The 22,664-nt window shown below is 48.6% G+C and carries 15 protein-coding genes; 12 read left to right on the forward strand and 3 right to left on the reverse strand.

The genetic code is table 11. The annotated features are described in order from the left end of the window. Both KDK19_RS11070 and KDK19_RS11075 read left to right on the forward strand, forming a co-directional pair. Window positions 1–1,283, forward strand: a 1,283-nt coding sequence (locus tag KDK19_RS11070) for a hypothetical protein (protein WP_257291964.1), incomplete at its 5' end; no start/stop codon positions are given. A gap of 84 nt (window positions 1,284–1,367) precedes the next feature. Then, window positions 1,368–4,109: a hypothetical protein gene (locus tag KDK19_RS11075; protein WP_257281086.1), complete on the forward strand. Its 2,742-nt coding sequence runs from the start codon at window positions 1,368–1,370 to the stop codon at window positions 4,107–4,109. Here the strand turns inward: KDK19_RS11075 and KDK19_RS11080 are convergent. Next, a complete protein-coding gene (locus tag KDK19_RS11080) occupies window positions 4,102–7,929 on the reverse strand; it encodes a hypothetical protein (protein WP_257291965.1) in 3,828 nt (1,275 codons plus the stop codon). The genes KDK19_RS11075 and KDK19_RS11080 overlap by 8 nt on opposite strands. 398 nt (window positions 7,930–8,327) lie before the next feature. Between KDK19_RS11080 and KDK19_RS11085 the strand changes: the two genes are divergently transcribed. Then, on the forward strand, window positions 8,328–9,353 hold the full coding sequence (locus KDK19_RS11085) for a quinone-dependent dihydroorotate dehydrogenase (RefSeq protein WP_257291966.1): 1,026 nt from the start codon (window positions 8,328–8,330) through the stop codon (window positions 9,351–9,353). Between the two features lie 141 nt (window positions 9,354–9,494). On the opposite strand, the gene rmf is transcribed toward KDK19_RS11085, so the two are convergent. Continuing rightward, a complete protein-coding gene (rmf, locus tag KDK19_RS11090) occupies window positions 9,495–9,707 on the reverse strand; it encodes a ribosome modulation factor (RefSeq protein WP_257281103.1) in 213 nt (70 codons plus the stop codon). Window positions 9,708–9,977: 270 nt separating this feature from the next. Here rmf and rlmKL point away from each other — a divergent pair, with 270 nt between their 5' ends. From rlmKL to KDK19_RS11120, 6 genes are all read left to right on the forward strand, one after another. Continuing rightward, window positions 9,978–12,188 (forward strand): bifunctional 23S rRNA (guanine(2069)-N(7))-methyltransferase RlmK/23S rRNA (guanine(2445)-N(2))-methyltransferase RlmL, encoded by a 2,211-nt coding sequence (gene rlmKL, locus KDK19_RS11095; RefSeq protein WP_257281083.1) that lies wholly within the window; start codon window positions 9,978–9,980, stop codon window positions 12,186–12,188. Window positions 12,189–12,379: 191 nt separating this feature from the next. Continuing rightward, a complete protein-coding gene (locus tag KDK19_RS11100) occupies window positions 12,380–12,889 on the forward strand; it encodes a hypothetical protein (protein ID WP_257291967.1) in 510 nt (169 codons plus the stop codon). A gap of 423 nt (window positions 12,890–13,312) precedes the next feature. Next, complete coding sequence (locus KDK19_RS11105) at window positions 13,313–14,797, forward strand: oligopeptide:H+ symporter (protein ID WP_257274186.1); 1,485 nt, start codon at window positions 13,313–13,315, stop codon at window positions 14,795–14,797. Between the two features lie 241 nt (window positions 14,798–15,038). Next, window positions 15,039–15,755, forward strand: coding sequence for a hypothetical protein (locus tag KDK19_RS11110; RefSeq protein ID WP_257274187.1), 717 nt, complete (start codon window positions 15,039–15,041; stop codon window positions 15,753–15,755). 87 nt (window positions 15,756–15,842) lie between these two features. Next, window positions 15,843–16,790 carry a hypothetical protein gene (locus KDK19_RS11115; RefSeq protein WP_257274188.1) on the forward strand — a complete coding sequence of 316 codons (948 nt, stop codon included), beginning with the start codon at window positions 15,843–15,845 and terminating at the stop codon, window positions 16,788–16,790. A 112-nt stretch (window positions 16,791–16,902) separates the two neighbouring features. Then, window positions 16,903–17,715 (forward strand): hypothetical protein, encoded by an 813-nt coding sequence (locus tag KDK19_RS11120; RefSeq protein ID WP_257274189.1) that lies wholly within the window; start codon window positions 16,903–16,905, stop codon window positions 17,713–17,715. A 68-nt stretch (window positions 17,716–17,783) separates the two neighbouring features. Here KDK19_RS11120 and KDK19_RS11125 read toward each other — a convergent pair whose 3' ends face one another. Then, the gene (locus KDK19_RS11125; protein ID WP_257281082.1) at window positions 17,784–18,221 is read right to left on the reverse strand and encodes a hypothetical protein; all 438 of its coding nucleotides are present in this window, start codon (window positions 18,219–18,221) and stop codon (window positions 17,784–17,786) included. 132 nt (window positions 18,222–18,353) lie between these two features. Between KDK19_RS11125 and KDK19_RS11130 the strand changes: the two genes are divergently transcribed. The 3 genes from KDK19_RS11130 to KDK19_RS11140 all read left to right on the forward strand — a co-directional run bounded on the left by KDK19_RS11130 (window position 18,354) and on the right by KDK19_RS11140 (window position 21,858). After that, window positions 18,354–19,598: a lipoprotein-releasing ABC transporter permease subunit gene (locus KDK19_RS11130; RefSeq protein WP_257274191.1), complete on the forward strand. Its 1,245-nt coding sequence runs from the start codon at window positions 18,354–18,356 to the stop codon at window positions 19,596–19,598. Then, window positions 19,591–20,286, forward strand: coding sequence for an ABC transporter ATP-binding protein (locus KDK19_RS11135; protein WP_257254160.1), 696 nt, complete (start codon window positions 19,591–19,593; stop codon window positions 20,284–20,286). The genes KDK19_RS11130 and KDK19_RS11135 overlap by 8 nt, the downstream gene beginning before the upstream one ends. A 207-nt stretch (window positions 20,287–20,493) precedes the next feature. Further along, window positions 20,494–21,858 carry a M17 family metallopeptidase gene (locus KDK19_RS11140; RefSeq protein WP_257254159.1) on the forward strand — a complete coding sequence of 455 codons (1,365 nt, stop codon included), beginning with the start codon at window positions 20,494–20,496 and terminating at the stop codon, window positions 21,856–21,858. Window positions 21,859–22,664 lie beyond the last annotated feature (806 nt).

Below are 22,664 nucleotides of genomic sequence, written 5' to 3' on the forward strand. Positions count from 1 at the left end.
AGGTGGTCAGGCTGGACCCCAAATGGATGGATATGCTGAAGTTTTATCTGGGTGAACATTACTACGAGCTCTTTGGTGAAGGTGAGGAAGGCAAGGGTATTGTTCGCTCTGATGGTTTTGGCGAGATAGTAACTCATCGCCTGGAGGAAGCATTGCATTATCGACTGACCGAGTTGATATCAAGGAATTATGATCAAATCAGTGATAGTGACGAGCCTCCTACTTTGGAAAGAATGGCTGCTTTTGAGCTGGAAGCGGTAGAGCCGGGAGGATCGGGCTACAAGGTTAGAGCGCGTTATAACCCTGATTATGATGTGGCGAAGCAGGCCAGGGCAAAGCATGACACTTTTGAGGAAGCGGTTGAGCACCGACCTGTGGATATGATCATCTGTGCTGGCGGAAAAAACAGCAGGCTGCGGAACAAGTTCATGAAGGATCAAGTGGTCACCGGTGGCAAGCCCTACGGTGTTTGCAGTTGGGAAGGCAAGAAAGGTGAGGAGCTACCCAACCAGGGGCTGAACACCTTTCAGGATTTCAGGGAGATGGTGGTCTTTAACAAAGATTTTCATCAGCACTTCAAGGAACGGCTTTTAGAAGAGCTGCCTTTTCTAGAAGCGTCTGATAAACACACTATGGATCTGGCAGAATTGGAGCGTCTGACGCTGGATCAGGGTATGCAGACCCGCTGTTTTGAGAATAAAAATCTGGTCTACATCGGCATGGAGTTGCCAGAGCCCTTTGATCAGTACTGTAAAAAGCTGGAAGGGGAAATTAAGCAGCGGGTGCTGAATAGCCTGAATGTGTTATCCGATTCCGTTGATACAGAAAAGGCTAATAGATGGGCTGAGACAAAAGCCAAAGAGAGTCTCAAGGATGTTCATAAAGCCTGGTTTCAGGCAGTGGCCCATTATTATGGTATTGATCAATCCGGGTCATTGGGGGCGACATTGGACAAAATAAATGACAAGTTTTCTTCGGTCTTTCCATTGCAGCAGCACCGGGTTGAGCAGAGTGTTGTGACTGAGCAAACTCACGGACATGATTTGACCGTGACAGTAGCCGGTGATGCCGCAGCCAGCCCCCATTTCATGAGCTACAGCGGATTGACCGGAGCCAGGGAAAATGTTCTGCACCTGCAGAACTTCACTCACCAAACGGCCAACGATACCAATCCATTTGCTCCGGCTTTGCACCAGGCAGCGCTTGAGGGGGGGCAGCAGAGAACAGCTGACTTTGTTATTCAACGAGGCGAAGTGTTCCTGGGTTCTCAGCTAAACAACTGAGTTTGACGGTTGCATTGATCAATAACGAAAGCACTTGTTTATCGTTCTATTTTGTAAATGACTAAGGCAGGGAGGCCTATAGCTATGAGCATTGGAGGCGCAGGAGCCCCAACACCAGCGAGTTCTCAGTTCGCTGATTTATTGGACAATGTTGAGAAGCTTGAGAAGTTTTGCAGGAAAGGAAAAACGGGTCGGCTTGAATTGATTAGCGATTCGGGGGCACCAGAGCAAGACACTTCGGCTACTTTCAGGGGGAGAAAGGTCGTCAGTGTCAAACCCCGTGGAAACATCTTCAAAAGGCTGTTTGCCTTTCTTTCTCCCACTCACGGCGCGAAAGCGCAAAGAGCCCGGGAGCGTGAAGCAGAGGTTTTGTTGCATGACCAGGTGATGAAGGCTCTTGAGAGCGGGGAGCTGACTAAAAAGGATAGAAAACGTCTGGTAATTGATGTGGCTGAAGGGGTTATTCCGGGTTTCAGCCGTCCGGAAAGAGAAAGCATAAGGGGTAAAATTCTCTATGCTGTTCTCAGGTCTGAGAACGTAAACACGATGCTCAGTGAGGCGGAAAAGGGAATAAAATCCTTGCCGAGACTGATTGACAGGATTCCGGCGTTATCTATACACTTCACTCGTAAGGCCGTTAAAGGCTACTATACGGCTTCACTACTCACACCAGGCCGAGTCAGGCATGACATCAGGCTGGATCAGGATTTTGGCAGGCTGGAGCGGCATTTTGCTCGTACCGGTCAATCCCGGGATTTTCAGTGTCTGGTCAAAGAGGTGCTTCGGGAAATTCTTCATTCGTTGCCTGAACGGCTGTCGCAGGATGAGTATGATGATCTATTGTCAATCTGGAATGACGACTTATGTAGATATTATTATCAGGAGCGTGCAGTCCCCCTCCACAAAGCGGTGGGACAAATATTTGATAATGCTCAATGCCTTGAGCTTGACATTCACTGCGACCAACAAAATTTGGTACAGGAAAAAGACTACCGCTTTATTCAAGACCTGAAGCGTTATCCGAAACTGAAAATTGAATTTGATAGTCACAGCGAATTTTCTTACCTGGATGGGCGGTTATTTGAGGACAAAGCCAAGGTGAGAAAAACATTGAATCGACTGAGTGCTGAAGTCACTAAGTTAGATGTAGATAACATCAGAGAACGCCTGAAAGCCGGGGAAGGCTTGACCAAAGAAGAGGGGCAGCTGATAGCAGAATCACGACGAGCACTGCTTGATATCCAGTTGACGGGGGGCAGACGATGGGACATGGGCATACTCTCGCAGCCTGAACAATGGCGTGGTCAGCAGGATACTCTCACCAAGCTGTTAAAGGTTCAGGAAATCGGCACTTTGAGGGGGCAGGAGATTGATCTGGCACAGCTCGACTGGTTGATTAAGCAGCATGATAATGCCAGAACTCACCCCCGGGTAGCGATTGAAGGAGCCGGTCCCACGGGGCTGGCCCTGGCCTTGTCACAATTCGAAGCCGGTGCAGATGTCTCCGTCTTTGATAACAGAAGTACTGAACACGACAAGGGTCAGGTGGTCAGGCTGGATCTCAAATGGATGGATATGCTGAAGTTTTATCTGGGTGAACACTACTATGAGCTTTTTGGTGACGGTGAGGAAAGCAAGGGCATTGTTCGTTCCGACGGTCTTGGCGAGATAGCCATCCGCCATCTGGAAGAAGCATTTCATGATCGACTGACCGAGTTGAAGGCAAGGAATGATCAAACCCATGAGGGTGACGAGCCTTCCAGTCTGGAAAGAATGGCTGCTTTTGAGCTGGAGGGCGTTGAGTCGGGAGTGCAGGGCTACAAGGTCAGAGCACGTTATAACCCTGCTTATGGTGTGGCGCAACAGGGCAGAGCAGAGCATGACACCCCTGAGGAAACGGTTATGCACCGACCTGTGGATATGATCATTTGTGCCAGCGGGAAAAATAGCAGGCTGGGAAAAAAGTTCCTGAGTGATGGCATGGACGACTGGGGCAAGCCATACGCTGCTTGCAGCTGGGAAGGTAAACAAGGTGAGGAATTACCCAACCAGGGGCTGAATACCTTTAAGGATTTCAGGAGGACGGTGATCTTCAACAAAGGTTTTCATAAGCACTTCAAGGAGCAGCTTTACCGGGAGTTGCAGATGTTAAAAGAGTCTGATGACCCCATAAGGAACGTTGTCTTTCCAGAGGATTTGGAAAAATTGAAGAGCCGGACGTTATATAAGGGCATGCAGACCCGGTGTTTAGAGAACAAGAATCAGGTTTATATTGGTATGAGGTTGCCAGACCCCTTAAATGAGTATTGTCACAAACTGCAGGAAGACATTACGGATCAGTTACTGAAGAGCCCGACTTCAGGATCGGAACCCATTGATTCGAAAGAGGCTTATCAACGGGCTACTAAAAAAGCCCGGGAGAGTGTCAAGGTGGTTCACAAAGCCTGGTTTCAGGCGGTTGCCCACTATTATGGCATTGATGAATCCGACTCATTAGGGGCTACATCGGACAAAATCAATCAACAGTTTACTTCAGTCTTATGTACGAGGCCTCAGCGGCTCGAGAAAAATTTTGCGATCAGGGAAGCCCATGGACATCAATTGGCGGTGACGGCAGCCGGTGAAACTGCAGTCGGTGATCATTTCATGCTTGACAGTGGACTGAGCGGTGCCAGAGAAAATGTTCTGAATCTGCAGGACTTTACCCAAAAAACGGCCAGATATAGCGATCCATTTGATCCGGACTTGCATCGGGCAGAGTTCGAAACCAAACACACCAGAACCACTGACGATGTCAGTGAACACGCCAGGCTATTCCTCAGGTGAAGGCCCGTGTTGATGCTCGGGGCTGGGCAATGATGCCCTGATCGATGATCAGGGCCTGCTCTTCTTCGGTCATATTCTGAAAGTCAGGGTTCTCTTTCAGTTGCTGTCGGAAACGTGCGACCCTGAGTCTTTCCACTGCTTCCATGGCTCGACCCTGATCTTCCAGCCGGTTGGCCAGTGCGCTGCTCATCTGCTCAAAGCTGACCTTTTGACCCTTGCCGTGGTCGTTCTCAACACTTTTTGCGGCCATGTGAACCGCCAGCTGAAGCCGTTCAAGGGCTGCCGATGAGATATCCTTCTCCAGATGGTTATGCAGTTGATTTATGACCCGGTTTTTCAGGGTCAGCAGGTCATCACGACTGAGAGGTTGGGTGGAAACAGTACCATCCTCGTCTAAAACCCTCTTGATGGGTCGACCCAGAGCAGCCATTTTCAGCAAATAATGGCCCCTGATCGTCTGTCTCAACGAGTCTTCGAGCGTCTTCCCGATGGCTGATCGGGTGGTCCCGGGGTTGGGGGTGCCACAATGGCGGTTGATGGCCAGAGGAATCTCCAGTAATTGATCCTGAATGTAATAGCCGATGCCATGGCTGATCTCCGGAGGATGAACCCCCACTTCCCTGAGTTGTTTCCTGAAGGTGTTAAAGGCTTCGCGGTCTTTGGTCAGGGTGTCGACCTGGTCTTTATAGCTCTGGAAAATCATCAGAGCCTTCTGGTGTTTCAGGATATCTTCTGCCAGCTCTTTTCTGGCTTCAGCCAACTCAGTGACTTCCTTTTCGACTCCGGCATTAACAGTATCAACCAGATGTTTGCCCTCCTCAGTTTCACGCCATGAATCCCAGTAGGTCTTGGCTACTTCTGCGGTGATAGTTTCTCGCAGGTATTGTTTGAACGGACTCTGGGCGGTCATTTTAGCCATCATCCGTTTCGATGATGCCAGGCAATGCGCTTCTATGCGGGCTCTTTTATCGGAGCCTTCCGGCAACAGCATACGGTAATAGTGATAGCTGTCTTTAGCCGTATAAATCAGGTTCTCAACATGGTCCAGCGAGTTAAAGAGTCGACTGATGACATTGCCGGTAGACAGCGTTGTGGTAATCAATGCGAAGCTGGAGGTGGCTATGGGCCATAATGCCACGGCCGCCAGACTCCCGTAGAAGGCGCTACCGGCAACCAGTGTTCCAGCCATGACTGAACCACCCAGAACGATCAGGCATTTGGCACCTTCAGCGGCGAGCTGGCCAAAGGCTCCGGCTTCCCTGTTGTGGTAAGCACGAATCGCTTCTGTCAGTCGATTGTACCGGAATTGAAAGGGGTTAACGCAGACGTTAAAGACACTTCTGGCCAGACCTTCCTTTTTAGCAACGCCCCTGGCAATCAGCGCCAGCTCATCCATAGGGCTGGATGCGTTGGCAAAGGCCGGTCCGTAGTTGATCAGCCTGTTCAGGGTACGAACCTGACGACCTTCCAGTTGATTGACACCTTCACGGATGGCAACGGCTCCCGTTGCATGAGCCGTTGCCGTGGCAATTGCTCCTGCCATTCCGCCAACGCTCCAGCCTACTGCACCCCCTGCCAGGCCGGCAATCAGGGCGCCTGCTGTCAGTCCGATAACATTGCCCAGTCTGGAACCTGCCGTATGACTGGACAGGTCGGCAAAGAAGTTCAGGGCGACAGAGCCCTTGAGAGCCAGATCGGAAACCTGCAGCAGAAACTGAAACTGTTTTAATAATGCCGCCTGTTGGGGGTGGTTGGCGTAATCGAATGCTTCGTTAACGGCTTCATCTCCGGCAAAGCAGGAGGCGGCCGATTCAGCCGACAGCCTTGCCTGAAGCTGTGAAACCAGTCCGGCATTCCCGGCGCCCACCAGTATTTTCAACTGCTCAATAGTTTGGGCGGAGTCTCCAACCAGACGTCGGAACAAACGAGGGTGGCGTTGAGCTATTTCCAGTACGCCTGAAAGTGTTTCGCAGGCTTGCTTTTCCAGCTCTGTGTAACTGCCCTGTACTCCCGTCAGAATGGTCCAGGCACTGCTTTTACCGCTGTGCCAGTCCTGAATCGTGGTCGCGGCTGGCTGTACAATGTTGGACACTCTGTTAAGGATACCTGTGGTGGAGCCGGGAATGGCTTCACAGGTTTTCAGAAGCTCTTCCCTGAACGAGTAGCCTACTGCTTTCAGATCTTTCAGGTGCTGAAGTTCAGACATTTTGTCCCTTAGAGATTTTCTGCCCGGCCAGACAACCTGATACCCCACCGCCATAATAGCTTCCTTGCCCGAATGGACGGGGCTGACCGGGGCTGTTTCCTGCAGTGCCTGATCCAGTATTTTCAGCAGTTGCAGGTTTTCCTGATAATCACCGGTACCCATCACGGCCGGTGTTTCAGGCTGTTCTATCAAGGCTCTGGTCTCTGCCATCACCTGTTCTTCCTGGGCCAGCCTGAGATCATGATGTTTCTGCTGGTAAGCGACTATGGATGAGTAGCTCGGATGTTTGTGATAAGCCTTCAGGTGATCACTGTATTGAGTAATGGCATGATACAGCTTCATTTCTGTATCGGCCCCTTGCCTGCTGGTATTCAGTTTCTGCATGAGGTGCCGGGTGGCAGGAGGATTGAGCATAAAGATTCGTTCTGAAAGAGGGACTTCCAGCTCCAGTTTCATAAAACGAACCAGTTGAATAGCGTGATGGAAATGTTTTAACTGCTTGAACATGTCAGCAGCGAAGTCCGCAGGAATGTCTTTATGTCCTTCCACAGCCAGCATAGAGTCCACCTGCTGCTCTGCTTCATTGAACTCTTCGATGGAGAGTTCCGATAACTCGGTCGACATCAAGTGTTGATAGCGCTGTTTGAAATAGAGCTGCTGGCATTCCCTTTCCAGCAAGTCCCGGAGCTCTTCATGATTGGGGTTCTGAATGAAGTCCGTCAGGTTTTCGGGCGTGCAGCGCATTTCCGCCAGAAACTTGAGCTGATTCGATAATAACTGCAGCTGCTGTCGACTTTGCCATTGCCCGGAGCGCAGCTTTTTTCGTGCTTCATCGATATCAGCACAACAGCGATCCAACAGCAGTTGGTGAACAATTTGCGGGGTTTTCCAGATCATTGTCCCGGTTAACTGTGAGCGGTTGTGCCAGTGACCGGGTGGTGGAAAATAGAGTCCCTCCAGAGCTTTCCGGGCGTCGATTTTTTTCAGCCCAAGAGCCTGCCTGTTTGCCTGAAGGCTCAACGCCGCCGCAGATGGGTTGGCTCCGGCATTCTCTGGTTTGAAGGGATCCGTCATCCTGTTCTGTACGAAGCACTCTTGAAGCACATGGTAAAAAGGTGTCTTGCCATGTCGGGTTTCAAATTCAAGCAACCCTTTCAGCAGAGCATCATCATCACGAACTTCCAACAGATTGAATAAAACCGCCAGTTTTTTTGTGGCTTCCTGTTTGTTCGAGGTGATACCCCACCAATTCTTTTCCAAGTCGTCAGCCAGTGCCAGCAGTCTTTGCTCTAACAGGGCAAAACCGCTTTCGGGGCAGTCATCCAGAATCCGTTCGAGAATGCCATAGGGATGCATCATGGTGATAACATCAGCGTCCAGACCCTGTTGCCTGAACCTGTCCAGCAACTCGGAATACTCATGAATCAGGGTTTCCCGGTCGTGAGCTGAGCAATGCCTGTGATCTCTTTTGTTAGTTGCAGATTGAGTCGCAGTTTCCGCCAGTCTGGCATCGTACTCTTTTATCCAATCCGGATTATCTTCGGCATCCTCAAAGAGGTCATCTTCATCGTTGGGATTGATTTCAGGGGGCGACGTGATCGTTTTGCCAACCATTATGGTGGCTGGAGTTTGTGTAACTTGATGTTTGGAGAGGGGTTTTGATAAAGGAGCAGAATGGTTTTTGGTCTGATATGACAAGTAGGTTAGTGCATCTCCCACAGGGTTCTGCATGAGATCCAGGCAAGAATGAGGATTGCCTGAACAAGGAGTGCTTGTGGGAAAACTTCCAATCAATACTTCTGACATTTCTGGCCTCCTGCTTATCTCTGATATCGGGATGCTCTTATGTTTGAGACCACACAAACGGCCGAAGATTTCCATTTTGGTCAGAATAACTGACCGTCTGGTTATCAATATAAAACCGGAATTAGAAAAACCCTTACACAACACTGGTTTTCAAAATGGAGCAGCGTATAATTTCGCGGGTTTATCTAAATTAACCGGGGCTTTTCATGTATCAACTGGGCCGAAAGTTGTTATTTTGTCTCTCTGCTGAAAATGCACACGATGTAGCATTAGAGATGATAGGGGCAGGCCAGCGGCTGGGCCTGAACAATGCTTTTGTGCCATCTGTTCCTTCCCGCCCCAGGGAAGTTATGGGGCTGACCTTTGAAAATCCTGTGGGGCTGGCAGCAGGGCTTGATAAAGACGCAGATTGTATTGATGGCTTGGGCAGTCTGGGTTTTGGTCATATTGAACTGGGTACAGTGACCCCCCGTCCTCAACCCGGCAATCCAAAGCCTCGCTGCTTTCGTATTCCAGAGCGTGAGGCGCTGATCAACCGTATGGGGTTCAACAATAAAGGGGTTGATCATCTGGTTCAGAATGTCCGTAATTGCAATTATCAGGGCATCATTGGCATTAACATTGGCAAAAATTTTGATACTCCCGTGGAAGACGCTGAAACGGATTACCTGACTTGCCTGAGAAAAGTGTATCCCCATGCCGGCTACATCTCGGTCAATCTCTCATCCCCTAACACTCCGGGGCTGCGTAAATTGCAGTTTGGTGATGCCCTGAAAAGTCTGCTGGAGGCATTGAAGAAAGAGCAGGCTTTACTGACCGACAAATATGGTCGCAGGGTGCCGGTAGCTATCAAGATCGCACCGGATATGGATGAAGCAGAAATTGCTGACATCGCCCGTGAACTGGTTTCCTGTGAGATGGACGGGGTGATTGCGACTAATACCACGCTGTCAAGGGATGCTATTGAGGGTTTGCCTGATGCAGAAGAGCAGGGCGGACTCAGTGGGGCACCACTAAGTGACCGCTCGACAGAAGTCATTAAACTGTTGTCCTCCGAACTTTCCGGAAAACTACCTGTTATTGGTGTGGGCGGCGTGATGGATGCCGGAACAGCAGCCGATAAGATCAGGGCAGGGGCCAGTCTGGTTCAGTTGTATTCGGGCTTCATTTATAGGGGCCCTTCCTTGATTCGTGAGGCGGCAGAAGCCGTTTACTCCTGTGATCATGGTTGAAGGCTCTCCGGACGACTTCATGAGTCTTTGAGAGATTTCCAAGCGAACCGATTCAGGAATATTTTTCTTCGTTCATGGCTGCAGGCGGGATGAAAGAAGCCCCGGAAGTCCGGGGCTTATAGGCTTCAACAGTAGGGTAACTCATAGAAAGGAGGCATTACTGGCCCGTTGCAGGCCGGAAATGCCAATCAAGCCGTCCCAGTTGTCTACGCGACCTTCCCGCCAGCCCGTTAACCAGGCTTGGCGAAGTTGAGGGTCCGTATGTGGGCAGATATCCTTCGAACGTCCAGACGCACCTGTCCGATATCCTTTGGTAAAGGCTCTGTCTGTCATATCCCTTTTTTGTCTTTTCATCATGTGGTACTGCCTCTTGCTGATTCGTTTATCAATGCCTCCCTGGCACCCTGTTACAGCACCTGAAAATTCCCTGATCCGGTCTGTTGTGATAACTCCGGATGCCCACCAGGCTTCATGCAACATACATGCAACGAGGGAGCCGGGAAAAACCAGAGAGCAAACATACAGGGAACGTCTACGGTTTAATTTCTAACGAAGTTTGATCGGACTGTCGAGAAATCAATCCTAATAAATATTGAATTTTTAAATTATTTTGGAATATCAGTTATGAATACGCCTCTTGCTGAGCGTTCTCTAGAACTTTTTGCCAGCTGCCCCAAGGGGCTGGAAATCCTGCTGGCCAGTGAGTTAACGGGCCTGGGTGCGCAATCTGTCCAGGAAACTGTCGCTGGTGTGAGCTTCAGGGGCAGTCTTGAAGTTGCCTATCGGAGTTGTCTCTGGTCCAGGCTGGCAAGCCGGATTCTACTGCGGCTGGGCGAGATTCGATCCGAGAACAAAGACAGTCTTTATCAGGGGGTCAAAACGTTTGAATGGGATGATCATCTCGATCAGCAGAGCAGCTTCCGGGTCGACTTCACCGGTTCGACACCCGATATTAATCACACCCGATTCGGTGCTCAGGTCGTTAAAGACGCCATCGTTGATCAGCTGAGAGATGAGCATGGCTGGCGGCCTTCTGTGAGTGCTGCTAACCCTGATTTAAGAATTAATGTTCATGCCAGAGGAAAAACAGCGTTTGTATCGATTGATCTGTCAGGTCAGAGTTTGCATCAACGGGGCTATCGTCAGGAATCCGGTGAAGCACCTCTGAAGGAAAATCTGGCAGCGGCCATTCTGATAAGATCTGGCTGGCCTGAAATGGCTGCCCGGGGAAAACCCTTAATGGATCCCATGTGCGGAGCCGCTACTCTGTTGATAGAAGGTGCCATGATGGCGGCCGACATTGCCCCCGGTCTGCTTCGAGCCCGTTTCGGGTTTGATCGCTGGATGGGGCATGTGCCAAAGGTTTGGAGTAAAGTGCTGGAGGAAGCCAGAGAACGTCGTCAGCAGGGGCTAGCTGCCATGGATTCGGAGATTACTGGCTTTGAAGGCCTGGGGTCTGTTGCTCATCGTGCCAAATCCAACCTTGAAAGGGCCGGGCTGTCAAAAAGGGTCAATATACGACAGCAGGAACTCAAGGATCTGGCCATGGGGTTGGGGTCTGACGTAGATGCCGGATTGGTGGTTTGTAATCCTCCCTACGGTGAACGTATGGGCGATGAAGCCAGTCTGGTCTACCTTTACAAACATCTGGGTGAAAAGCTAAAACAGAACTGCCCGGGCTGGGAAGCAGGCATTTTTACGGGTACACCCAGTCTGGTGAAAAATCTCGGAATGGGGCCCAAAAAGAGTTATTCGCTCTTTAACGGAGCACTGCCCTGTAAGCTCTTTCTTTACGATATTCGCAGTCGTGAAGCAAGAGAGGCCGCGGCAGAAAAACAGCAGGGGAGTCAATCAGAGACCCGAACGGTTACCTATATTTCTGAAGGGGCCACCATGTTTGCCAACCGCTTGAAGAAAAATTTCAAGCAGATGAGCAAATGGGCCAGAAAAAACAACATCGACTGCTATCGCCTCTATGATGCCGACATGCCCGAATACTCTTTAGCGGTTGATGTGTACCGTGACTGGGTGCACGTTCAGGAGTACGCAGCGCCCAAATCCATTAACGAAGAAAAAGCTCAGGAGCGCTTAATCGAAGCCTTGGCAGTGACACCTGAGGTACTGAATATACCGGATGAAAACATTGTCCTGAAACGACGCGAGCGGCAATCAGGTTTCAGTCAGTACGTCCGGCAGGACGAACAGAAACAGCTGATGGAAGTAAAAGAGGGCGGTTGTCGTTTATTGGTTAATCTGAATGATTATCTGGATACGGGTCTGTTTCTTGATCATCGCCTGATGAGAATGAGGCTGCAGAAAGAGGCTGAAGGCAAGCGCTTCCTCAACCTGTTCTGTTATACCGCCACAGCCACTGTTCATGCTGCCATGGGTGGAGCTGTGTCTTCTACCAGCGTTGATCTCTCCAATACCTATTTGGACTGGGGTAAAAAGAATCTGGCCCTGAACGGTCTGAGCGAGCGCCGTCACCGGATGGAGCGAGAAGACTGTCTGAAATGGCTGGAAAAAGATACCGGCGAGTACGAACTGATTTTTATGGACCCTCCCACCTTCTCCAACTCCAAGAAGCTAAAAGGTGTTTTTGATGTTCAGAAAGATCATTTCAGGTTAATTGAGCTGGCAGCAAAAAGGCTTAGTAAGGATGGTACTCTCTATTTCTCTAACAATTTTAGAAAGTTCAAACTGGATGCGCGAGTTGAATCAGAATTTCTTGTTGAAGAGATCACTCATCAAACCATTGATCGAGATTTTCAACGGCGTAAAGGGATTCATCGAAGCTGGAAGATTATGAAAAAAGAAAATGGCTCTGCTATTTAGGCATTGGTCCTTTCTGGTTTGCCTTTTCCAGCTCCAGGAAACTTAAAGGTGATTTTGATATTCAGAAAGATCATTTCAGGTTAATTGAGCCGGCAGCAAATCAGAGTTACACTTTCGAGCCATGCAAGCGACAACGGGGTTTGAGGCGTCCTACCCTGTCTTCTTGGGCAGCTAATCAGGAGCTGAGGAGTATGAAGCTGACTTCAAGGCTAGCGGTGTCAACGATTCTTGTGCTCGCATTCGGAACTGTTCAGGCACTGGATCGGAAAATTTATTTTATAAGAAACTATGATTCCGACCATAGCGTGTCTTACTCTTTCAAGGCTGGGTCAGACAGCTCTTGCATGTATGGGGTGTATTCTCCGACGACTGACTCAATGCCATCAGGTAGCTTAGGCATTAGCAAACTTGGTCTCCATTACAAGAATCTTATATTTACAGAATGTTCCACTGGCGATAAACCGCGATATCAGGATATTGTCATATCCCGGGATACCCCGCCCAAGACGACCGCTGTCGTTCGGTGGCATATGCCAGTCTGTGACTTCTGTGGACCCTGGGCTGAGACTAAATCTGATCCTGCCAACATATTGCAGTGTCCCTTTGATCATTATGGAGATGGCACCGATGTAATGCTGGTTGTGGGTCAAAATGTGGCCGGTTCAGGTGGCAGCTGCAGACACAACAATTTCCGGGATTGACAGTAAACAGTTTGTGATTGACTTATCGCTGGGGGCTCTGTGAGGGTGATTTTCACCGCAGAAAACGGATTCGTCGAAGCTGGATGATTATGAAAAAAGTAAATGGCACTAATATTTAGGCATCAGTCCTGTCCGGTTCACCGGTATCTACTTGTCTGGCTGTGAAAATTACCGCTATTGGAAACGTTTTTAATAAGACTTAATTAAAAAAGGTCTTTGTACTGACCCGCCAAAAATTCAAAGTGAGAGCTCTCAATAAGTTTATTAATAACAGAAAATGTTTGTTTAAGTTTATTGAAATTTCTCCCGTCTCCGGAGTCTGTCGAGCTTATTGCGCTTGAGGTTCCTCGATCAGGAAGATCGAACAATACCTGGAATACAGACATTGACTGACGAACATCGGAGTTAAAGGATAGTTTTTATATGCAACAGTCTTTAAACGTTCTGAAACAGCCCAGGCCGTTTTATATGATCTTTTTTCTAGAGCTATGGGAGCGTTTTGGCTACTACGGACTTCAGGCTATTCTGGCCGTCTATCTGGTTCGTGAACTGGATGTTCCGGAGTCTGAGTCGTTTATTATCTTTGGTGCCTTTAATGCTCTGGTCTACGGCCTGGTAGCGCTTGGTGGTTTCCTGGGCGACAAGGTATTGGGTACCAAGCGGACCATAGTGTTCGGTGCCCTGGTGTTGATGACTGGCTATGCCATCATGGCCGCAGCGGGCAACGACATGCAGATGGTTTATCTTGCCCTGGCCACTGTCGCAGTGGGTAATGGCCTGTTCAAGGCGAATCCTTCCAGCCTTCTGGCCAAGTGTTATAAAGAAGGTGATAGTCGTCTGGATGGCGCCTTCACCATGTACTACATGGCGATCAATATAGGCTCCTTTATTTCTATGCTGACTGTACCTTATGTGGCGGACCATTTCGGCTGGAACGTGGGCTTCATAGTCAGCGCATTGGGACTGTTGGTGGCTCTGGCTAACTATTTCATCATTCGCCACTGGGTAGCCGGTTATGGCTCTGAGCCTGACTTTAAACCTCTGAACTACAGGAAGTTTGGACTGGTTTTTGTCGGTGTTATTGCTGCGTGTTTTGCCTGTGCCTTTGTTCTGAACCATCTGGTTATTGCCAATGTCCTGTTGGCGATGGTCGGGAGCGGTGTGGTAGTGATCTTCCTGAAAGAAATTCTGGGTTCTGCCGGTGTTGAGCGTGGCAAGATGATTGTTGCTCTGATATTGATGCTGGAAGCGATTGTCTTCTGGGTAATGTACTACCAGATGCCGACCTCCCTCAACTTCTTCACCATTCATAACGTTGAGCATGTTATTTTTGGTTTTGAAGTTAACCCGTTATCCTTCCAGTCTCTTAACCCATTCTGGATCATGGTGGCCAGCCCGATATTGGCTTACATTTACAACCGTACTGGTGTGACCGGAAAAGCCATGAGTATGCCGGTCAAGTTTGCCATGGGTATGGCCCTGACATCAGTGAGCTTCTTGCTGATTCCTCTGGCTGCCCGGTTTGCCAGTGCCGAGGGGCTGGTTGCGCCGGGCTGGATTGTTGGTACTTACCTGGCTCAGGCGCTGGGGGAACTGCTGATCAGTGGTCTTGGTCTGGCGATGGTAGCTCAGCTGGTGCCTGAGCGCATGCATGGTTTCATTATGGGGGCCTGGTTCCTGACGACTTCGGCAGCCTCAGTAGTGGCTGGTTATGTAGCGGGCTTAACCACTGTGGCTTCTGGTCAGTCAGCGACCGCATTGGATACTCTGCCGATCTACAGCCATTTCTTTGAAGTCATGGGCCTGATTTCAGCGGTGGTAGCCGTAATCATGTTTGTGACGGCACCTAAACTGAACAGGTTGATGAACCCGGTAGAAAAAAGTCAGGTGAAACCGGCAACAGCCTGATTGCTCTGACATTTTGGTGTTATGAAGAGGCGACTGTTCAGTGAAGGTCGTTTTTTTCAATGGTTTCTGGTTTCGTTTTCTGTCGGGAACTTTCTGTGGTGTGAATACTCCAATCAGGGGAACTGACTGAAAGTGATCAGGCGTTTTTGTGATTTACCTGAACGCTGTAAAGAGTCATTGTAGCTTATGATTTTTTTAATCTTTCAGTTTATCTGGATAAATAAGAAGGGAGGCTTATTCAATGGAAGCGACATCATCTGGCAGCACAAGTTGGGCTATGCCTGAAACAACTGGCTTGGTTTCAAAAATTAAGGTTGATGAGGCAAAGTTTAATCAGTTGGACTGTCGAATTGTCGGCGACGAGAAGCTGATGGGTTTTTCATTAAAATTGAATGATGGTTCAAAAAGGAAAGTGAAACAAAACTATTTCCGTGGTCTGGTATATCGTTACGATTCAAGACCATTAGTAGAAATCAAAGAAGCTGGAGGGTTTTATCCTCGCATACCAAGAGATAAGAATCATCGAGTTTTGGTTTCTGAGGTGATTGAGTATACCGGACTTTTTGATTTAAATCCCGTTGTATCTAATCAGACCACCGGTATTGTTGCTACGTCTCAATCAGTGAGTTGGAATAATGGCTTTTTGAGTCAAGACTTGAAGAAATATCAATACATGATTGACACGAAAATGGACAACATTCGAGGTCTTGATCCTGATTATTTTCGAGCAGGTGAGGCACCATGTTATGAAGTGTGCTTCGAGGACCCGTTACCCTACAACAGCATTGTCGGTTATTTTGAAAATCAAAACCATGAAGTTTTTTATTTAAATAATGAATATCAAGGCAGCTTTAGCTGGAATGCGGAAGATCTTGTTCGTCATTACAAAAGTTTACCTGTACAAATCTATTCTTCATTGAAAAGAAGAATAAATAAGAGTTGTTGTACAGTGCAATGATTAGGTCTGTGGAACCATTTAGTGATTATGCGGTCAAATAAATTATGAATCGGAAAGGAATTCCGTAAACCAAAGGGGGTTTTGTATATGAATAGTTTGATGAGTACTGTGAACGTTACTAACGGATTGCACATAAAACCGGGCCAGAAAGACACGAGTTCAGAAGTGGTTAGCCATCAAAGCAATAACATCATCGGCAGTAAAACTTACAAAACCTCATTTCCTGAAACACCCATTACCCAAAGATCTGCGACAGCGGCGGTAAACTTTCCCAGCGTGCCTGCCAATCTCTGTCAAAATGACATCAATACTGACGGGCAAAACTTCCAGTCCAGGCATATCTGTGGCCCTACCTCAGTGGCCAATACTCTGGCGCCATTGCTGGGCATTACCGGACTTGAACATCAGCATGCCCTGGTAATCAGACTGGCTGAAGCGTTTGGTATGAATGAGAATGTTGAAAACGGTATCGGTCCTATTGAGCTGATGGCCGGTGTCCGTTCGTTTATGGAAAAAAATTATCAGCTGACACCAGACATTCGTTACTACGGCTGGCGGGCTGAGTATGCTTCTGCCAAATCATCGTTTAACCATATACATTCCAGGCAGCCACCGAATCAACAGCAAATCATTGAAAATATCGGGATATCAGACGGGGCCTGGCTGAATATCGGTTTTTACGTTTACGATGAGAACACCGCTGAATACAAACGAATCTCGGGGCATTGGGCAACACTGGCAGGATGTGATAGCAATGGCGAATTGGCAATTCATGACCCTGCAGGAAGAGCACATACTGCAGCCTGTCAGGAAAAAAATCAGAGCGTTACCATCCTTGATGCTGGTCAACTTAACGACAGAAACAGAAAACGTAGTGCAAAAAACGTTCTCTGTCTGACCCGGTCATTCAAACTGCCCATTGATCAACGGGGCATTAATACTGCCATTATTGATGGCGTGATTTTTTTTCGATGCAGGGATAACTTGGCCGGAAACAATTTCCCCTTGCCCCCATCGAGTGTACTTATTGTTTGAATCCAGTGTTACCTGTACTGACTAACTGGTTAATGCTTTATGTGGAAGCAAATGCTTAACTACTGGATTGTTTAATTCCAATAAGTCAGGTAAATCATTAGGAAATTGTTTTATGGATGCCAGATTTTCGCCCCGAGAACGCTTATCTACTGAAAGCCAGAGCTTCTCGGCACAACCAATGGGTGTGGACAACTCTGCACTCTGCGCTTCTTCAGGCAACGCCAGCTCTCCTTATTCGCCCGTTGCCGCTGCGGAAGTAGAACCGAAAGTAAACAGAAAAATAGCTGATGATGCAGATTTTTATTATATCTGCGATTCTTCCATGGGATATCGCTGTGAACGTACCCTGGAAGAGCGGGATATTCAGGCACTTGAATCATTGTATCCGAACCTTTTTGTAAAGGTGGATAATGCTATTGATAGAGCACTTAAAACGGTCGATAAAAATGAAGAGTGTCTCATTTATTGGGTTTCGCTCGATATTGAACATTTTCAGCTCTATCCCGAAGCATTACAACCAATAGCAGAATATCTCTATAATCAATTGGAAGAAGCACCCTTCTCAGAAAATAATCAAAGATACGGTTCGGGCTTTAATATTGAAGTAATGCCGTATGGATTATTCAAAAGTAAGTTTTTCAGTATTAAGGAAAGTATTAATGGTGATCAACAATTATTTGTTGATCACGACGGCTACAAAAACATGCTGGAAAATAAGAAGCTGGTCTCCGCTTTCCATGATCTTACTTTTGGTGATAAAACCCCTGAGGAAAAAATTGAAACTTTGAAAATGATATTTCCTCCAGATCAACCGGATGGCCAACAAGTTACATTTGAGGAGTTTCGTATGAACGCGCTTGCGCTCATGGGCGACGATTTTAAGCAGGCCCAACAACGTGCTGTTGAATCGGGTATGGATCCATAAGGGAGCTGATACTCCCCGAATTTTATAAATTCCTCAAGGCATCTGTTAGCTCATGGCTGTTCGTCAGCTCACGGCTGTCTAACTGACGATTCAGTGGCAACAGCGGTTGGCTCGGCTTTTTGGAAGTTGGGGTGCACAACCGCTCGCAGAACCGTTTTATCTTCAAAATAAACGGTCATGTCCTGGTATTGCCACTTGGTAATAGCAGGTTTTCCGACCGTTTCAGAGACTTCAGGTGATCCCAGACGATCCCTGACGGACTCCATGCTTTGACCTCTTTCCGGCAACAGAACCGTGCTGCGAAGTTCAGCCGACTGACTGCCAACGGGTACTGCAATCGAGTCACCGGCTTCTGCTGCAAAAGCATTCAGATTGAGGCTGCCAAGACCCAACAAAGTCATGGAAAGGGCTAATGACGGTAGTGATAATAAATGTTTCATGACAGGCATATTTTTCTCGCTACTTTCTTTTCTTGCTACTTTCTTACTTTCGTGGGTCGGGTGCAACAGCTCTGCTGCCCTGATTATCGTTCTGGGAAACTGTAGCTTTTGCAAGGAAATGCAAACAGCCTTATTCGTGCCGGGCTGTTGGGGTTATAATAGCGAACTTTACAATCATTGGCGCCTCATAAAATCTAAATGTTCAGACCATTACCGTTTTTTGTCGGCCTCAGATATACCCGGGCCAAACGAAGGAATCACTTCATTTCCTTTATTTCATTGATGTCAATGGTTGGGCTGACCCTGGGGGTCTGCGTTCTGATCATTGTCATGTCTGTCATGAACGGTTTCGATCGGGAACTGAAACAGCGCATTTTGGGTATGGTTCCCCATGCTACCATTACTTCGGCATCCGGCGGCATGCAGGATTGGCAGGATATTCTTGAGCAGGTCTCTGCCCATGAGGGGATTGTTGCCGCTGCTCCCTTTGTCGATGGTCAAGGTATGCTGACCAGTGGCAGCGAGGTTCGGGGAGCGATGCTGTATGGGATTGATCCGGCCTTCGAAAAGGAGGTGTCTATTGTCGATCAGAATATGGTGCAGGGATCTCTCGACAATCTGAAAGCCGGCACGTTTGGCATAGTGCTGGGTGAGATCATGGCTCAGTCCCTTGGGGTGACGACCGGTGATAAGGTTACCATGGTTCTGCCTGAGGCGAATGTGAACCTTGCGGGTGTTTTCCCCAGACTCAAACGTTTTACAGTAGTCGGTATCTTTGCAGTAGGCGCTGACGTGGATGGCAGTCTGGCCTATATCAACATTCAGGATGCTGCCCGATTCATGCGAGTATCGGAAGGTGTTGAGGGCATCCGTCTGAAAATGGAAAACCTGTTCGCTGCCCCCAAACTGGCTTGGGAGGTGGCTGTTCAGCTGCCGGGGCGTTACTACGTGCAAGACTGGACTCGTACCCAGGGGCAACTGTTTCAGGCGATCCAGATGGAAAAAACCATGGTAGGCCTGCTTTTGACGCTGATTGTTGCCGTAGCAGCATTCAATATCGTCTCTACCCTGGTGATGGTGGTGACTGACAAGCAGTCGGATATCGCTATTCTGAGAACACTGGGAGCCAGTCCGAAAACCATTATGGGTATCTTTATGGTACAGGGGTCTCTCATTGGTATTGTGGGAACATTATTGGGGGTTGTGCTCGGTGTGATTGCCGCATTGAACGTTTCTGAAATCATTTCAGCTCTTGAGTCCTGTCTGGGTATCCAGTTCCTCAGCCCGGACGTTTATTTTATCAGTTATCTGCCTTCTGAATTGCAATGGTGCGATGTTGCTGTCATCAGTATTGCAGGTCTGTCCATGAGTTTCCTGGCCACTTTGTATCCCGCCTGGAGAGCCTCTAAAACCCAGCCAGCAGAGGCACTTCGTTATGAATGAGTCCATCAACGCCGTATTAGAGTGCAGGGCACTGGCCAAAAGTTTTGATGAAGGCCCTGAAAAACTGGAAGTATTGAATGACTTAAACCTGGTGATCGGTCCTTCGGAGAGGGTCGCGGTGGTTGGCAGCTCTGGCTCAGGGAAAACGACATTACTGCAATTGTTGGCCGGACTGGATCGTCCTTCTTCGGGTGAAATCAGAGTCTGCGGCCATGAGCTGGCAACGATGAAAGAAGCAGAGCAGAATGAACTGAGAAATCGCCACCTGGGCTTCGTCTACCAGTTCCATCATCTGTTACCTGAGTTCACCGCTCTGGAAAATGTCTCTATGCCGCTACTGCTGAGAAAGAAAACACCCATCAGACAGATCAGGGAAAGAGCCGAACAGTTACTGGATGCCGTGGGGCTTGGGGCAAGGGCCAAACATAAGCCCGCAGAATTGTCAGGAGGAGAACGCCAGCGCGTAGCCATTGCCAGAGCCCTGGTTACTGAACCTGATCTGGTGTTTATGGATGAACCAACGGGTAATCTTGATCCTAATACAGCAGAAAAAGTGCATGATTTGATGGCCTCTCTCAGCAATGAGTTCAAGACCAGTTTTGTTGTGGTAACCCATGACATGAATCTGGCCAGACAGATGGATAGAGTCTTCCGACTGGATTCCGGAACGCTGATCATCGCTTCTTAAGCCAACCTGTCAACAGCCCGGAAAAATTATTCTGCTGTTCCAGATGGGTTGTGTCCACTGGCATGGTTACTGCGGCTTTGATAGCATGGGGCAAATGGCAATATTGTGGTTTGCCCCTGCTTTTGCTAGCAAGCCATCTCGATACTGAGTACCATCTTTCTGTATTGTCGTCTTTCAATCCCTCATATTCCCAATTGGTAGAGATCTATGCATTCCTATTTGCTGGCTGGTGACCACGGTATTCCTCTGACTCTGGTGGAAACTTCAGATTATGATCGCTGGTTTGATGAGCAGTCAGAACCTCTACAGAACTGGCTGACCTGCACAGACTTCAAAGGAGAGGGCATCAGTCTGATTCCCGGTGAAGAAGGTGTCGTGGATCAGGTTATTGTCGGTGTTGAAGATCTGTCCAGCCACTTTATCTGCGGAAATTTGGTCAATCAGCTGCCAGCTGGGGACTACAAACTTCAGGGCGATGAAAACCTTCTTAAACTGGCCGCATTTAGCTGGGGGCTGGGTGCTTATCAGTTCGACCGCTACAAAAAAACTGAACAGAAAGAGCGTCCAAGATTGATTCTGCCGAGGCAGGCAGAGGTTTTAGAAGCCGAAAAATTTGTTAAAGCGATGGCCATTGTTCGTGATCTGGTGAACACTCCGGCTGGCGATATGATGCCCGAACATCTGGGTGAGGCCGTAGAAAAGCTGGCCGAAGAGTTTGGTGCCAAAGTCAGTCAGACGGTAGGTGATGAGCTGTTGACTCAAAATTATCCCACCATTCATGCGGTCGGGCGCGCCAGCAGTCACGCACCACGGCTGATTGACATGACCTGGGGTGACGGGAAGCATCCCTTGATCACACTGGTGGGTAAGGGCGTCTGCTTCGACAGTGGCGGTTTGGACATGAAAGGTGCAGACGGTATGCGTCTGATGAAAAAAGATATGGGCGGTGCCGCTCACGTCATCGGACTGGCGCGCCTGATCATGGACTTTAACCTGCCTGTTCGTCTGAGAATGCTGATTCCAGCCGTTGAAAATGCGGTTGCCGGAAATGCCCTGCGTCCCGGAGATATAGTGAAAACCCGTCAGGGTTTGACGGTAGAAATTCACAATACCGATGCCGAAGGTCGTCTGGTTCTGTGTGAAGCACTGACGGAAGCCAGTACCGAAAATCCTGACATGATTGTCGATTTCGCCACTCTGACCGGAGCCTGTCGTGTGGCTCTGGGTACTGAGGTGGGGGGCTTTTACACTGACGATACGGCCCTGGCCTGTGAACTGATGCAGGCGGGTGACAAAACGGACGACCCAATCTGGCGCATGCCCTTGCACAAGGACTACAGGTACATGCTCAACAGCGAAATCGCTGATATGACCAACTGCGCCAAGGAGCCTTATGGAGGGTCTATTACTGCAGCTCTCTATTTGCAGGAGTTTGTCGGCAAGGGCATTCCCTGGGTTCACTTTGATATCATGGCCTGGAATATTCGTCCTCAGCCCGGTCGCCCGCTAGGTGGAGAAGCGTTTGGGGTTCGTGCCGTGTTTGAAGTACTTCAGGATCGCTACGGTCAGTAATCAAATTCCCGTTGGCGAAAGCCACTCCTGATTGCAGGCAGTGGCTTTTATTATGGGTGGGTGTGTTCTGGCTGGCATTAAAATTACTATATAAAAATAGGTATTCGAAAAATTCTTCTGCTCTGCCACTAAGCCAATTCCAGTAACCCTATCGATTTGTATGATGACTTTGTCACCCCGAGTTTGACGTCTACAGTTCTCTGCTGAATATTCGTCATTACAACCGCATTCGACGATTCAGGCGAATCTCATCGGGGCCAGATAATCACTTTACTGAAACTCTGAGATCGTCCCTGAGTTCATCGCTTTTCTCAAACCGGGTATGTCGACAGTCGTCAGGTATAAAACATCGGCGTTTCAGTAAAATTTCAGCACGTTTGTCAAGAATGGGAAAATCCATGAACCATTAACTTTTCGTTCCGTGCCCCTTTTTCTCTCGTCTATCCTCACTGCTCCTATTCATAGAAAACAAAGGATAGAACCATTAAAAGTCTACTCCTGCACGTATTGGTCTTTGTGCCTTTCGTCTGCCCGGTTGAGCCGCAGACTTACCGTTTTATCGTTGAGGTTAACCAGAATGGGGCTTCGACAAGCCAGAATTTTTTTATCAAAACTGAGCCGTGCACATTATCTGCAATGCCAATGACCGATGGGAGGCCGATGCCAAATGAATCATCACACATTACCCGCACAGACGGATATTCAGGGTCAGGCACGTTACCCGATGACAAACCCTGTAGGCGAAACAAACTTCAGATCATCACTTTGATGTACGGAACGGGCGGCGGAAACTATTCCCGGACAAC

The sequence above is a fragment of the Endozoicomonas sp. ONNA1 genome (genome assembly GCF_024606325.1).
In the GTDB taxonomy this organism is placed as follows: domain Bacteria; phylum Pseudomonadota; class Gammaproteobacteria; order Pseudomonadales; family Endozoicomonadaceae; genus Endozoicomonas_A.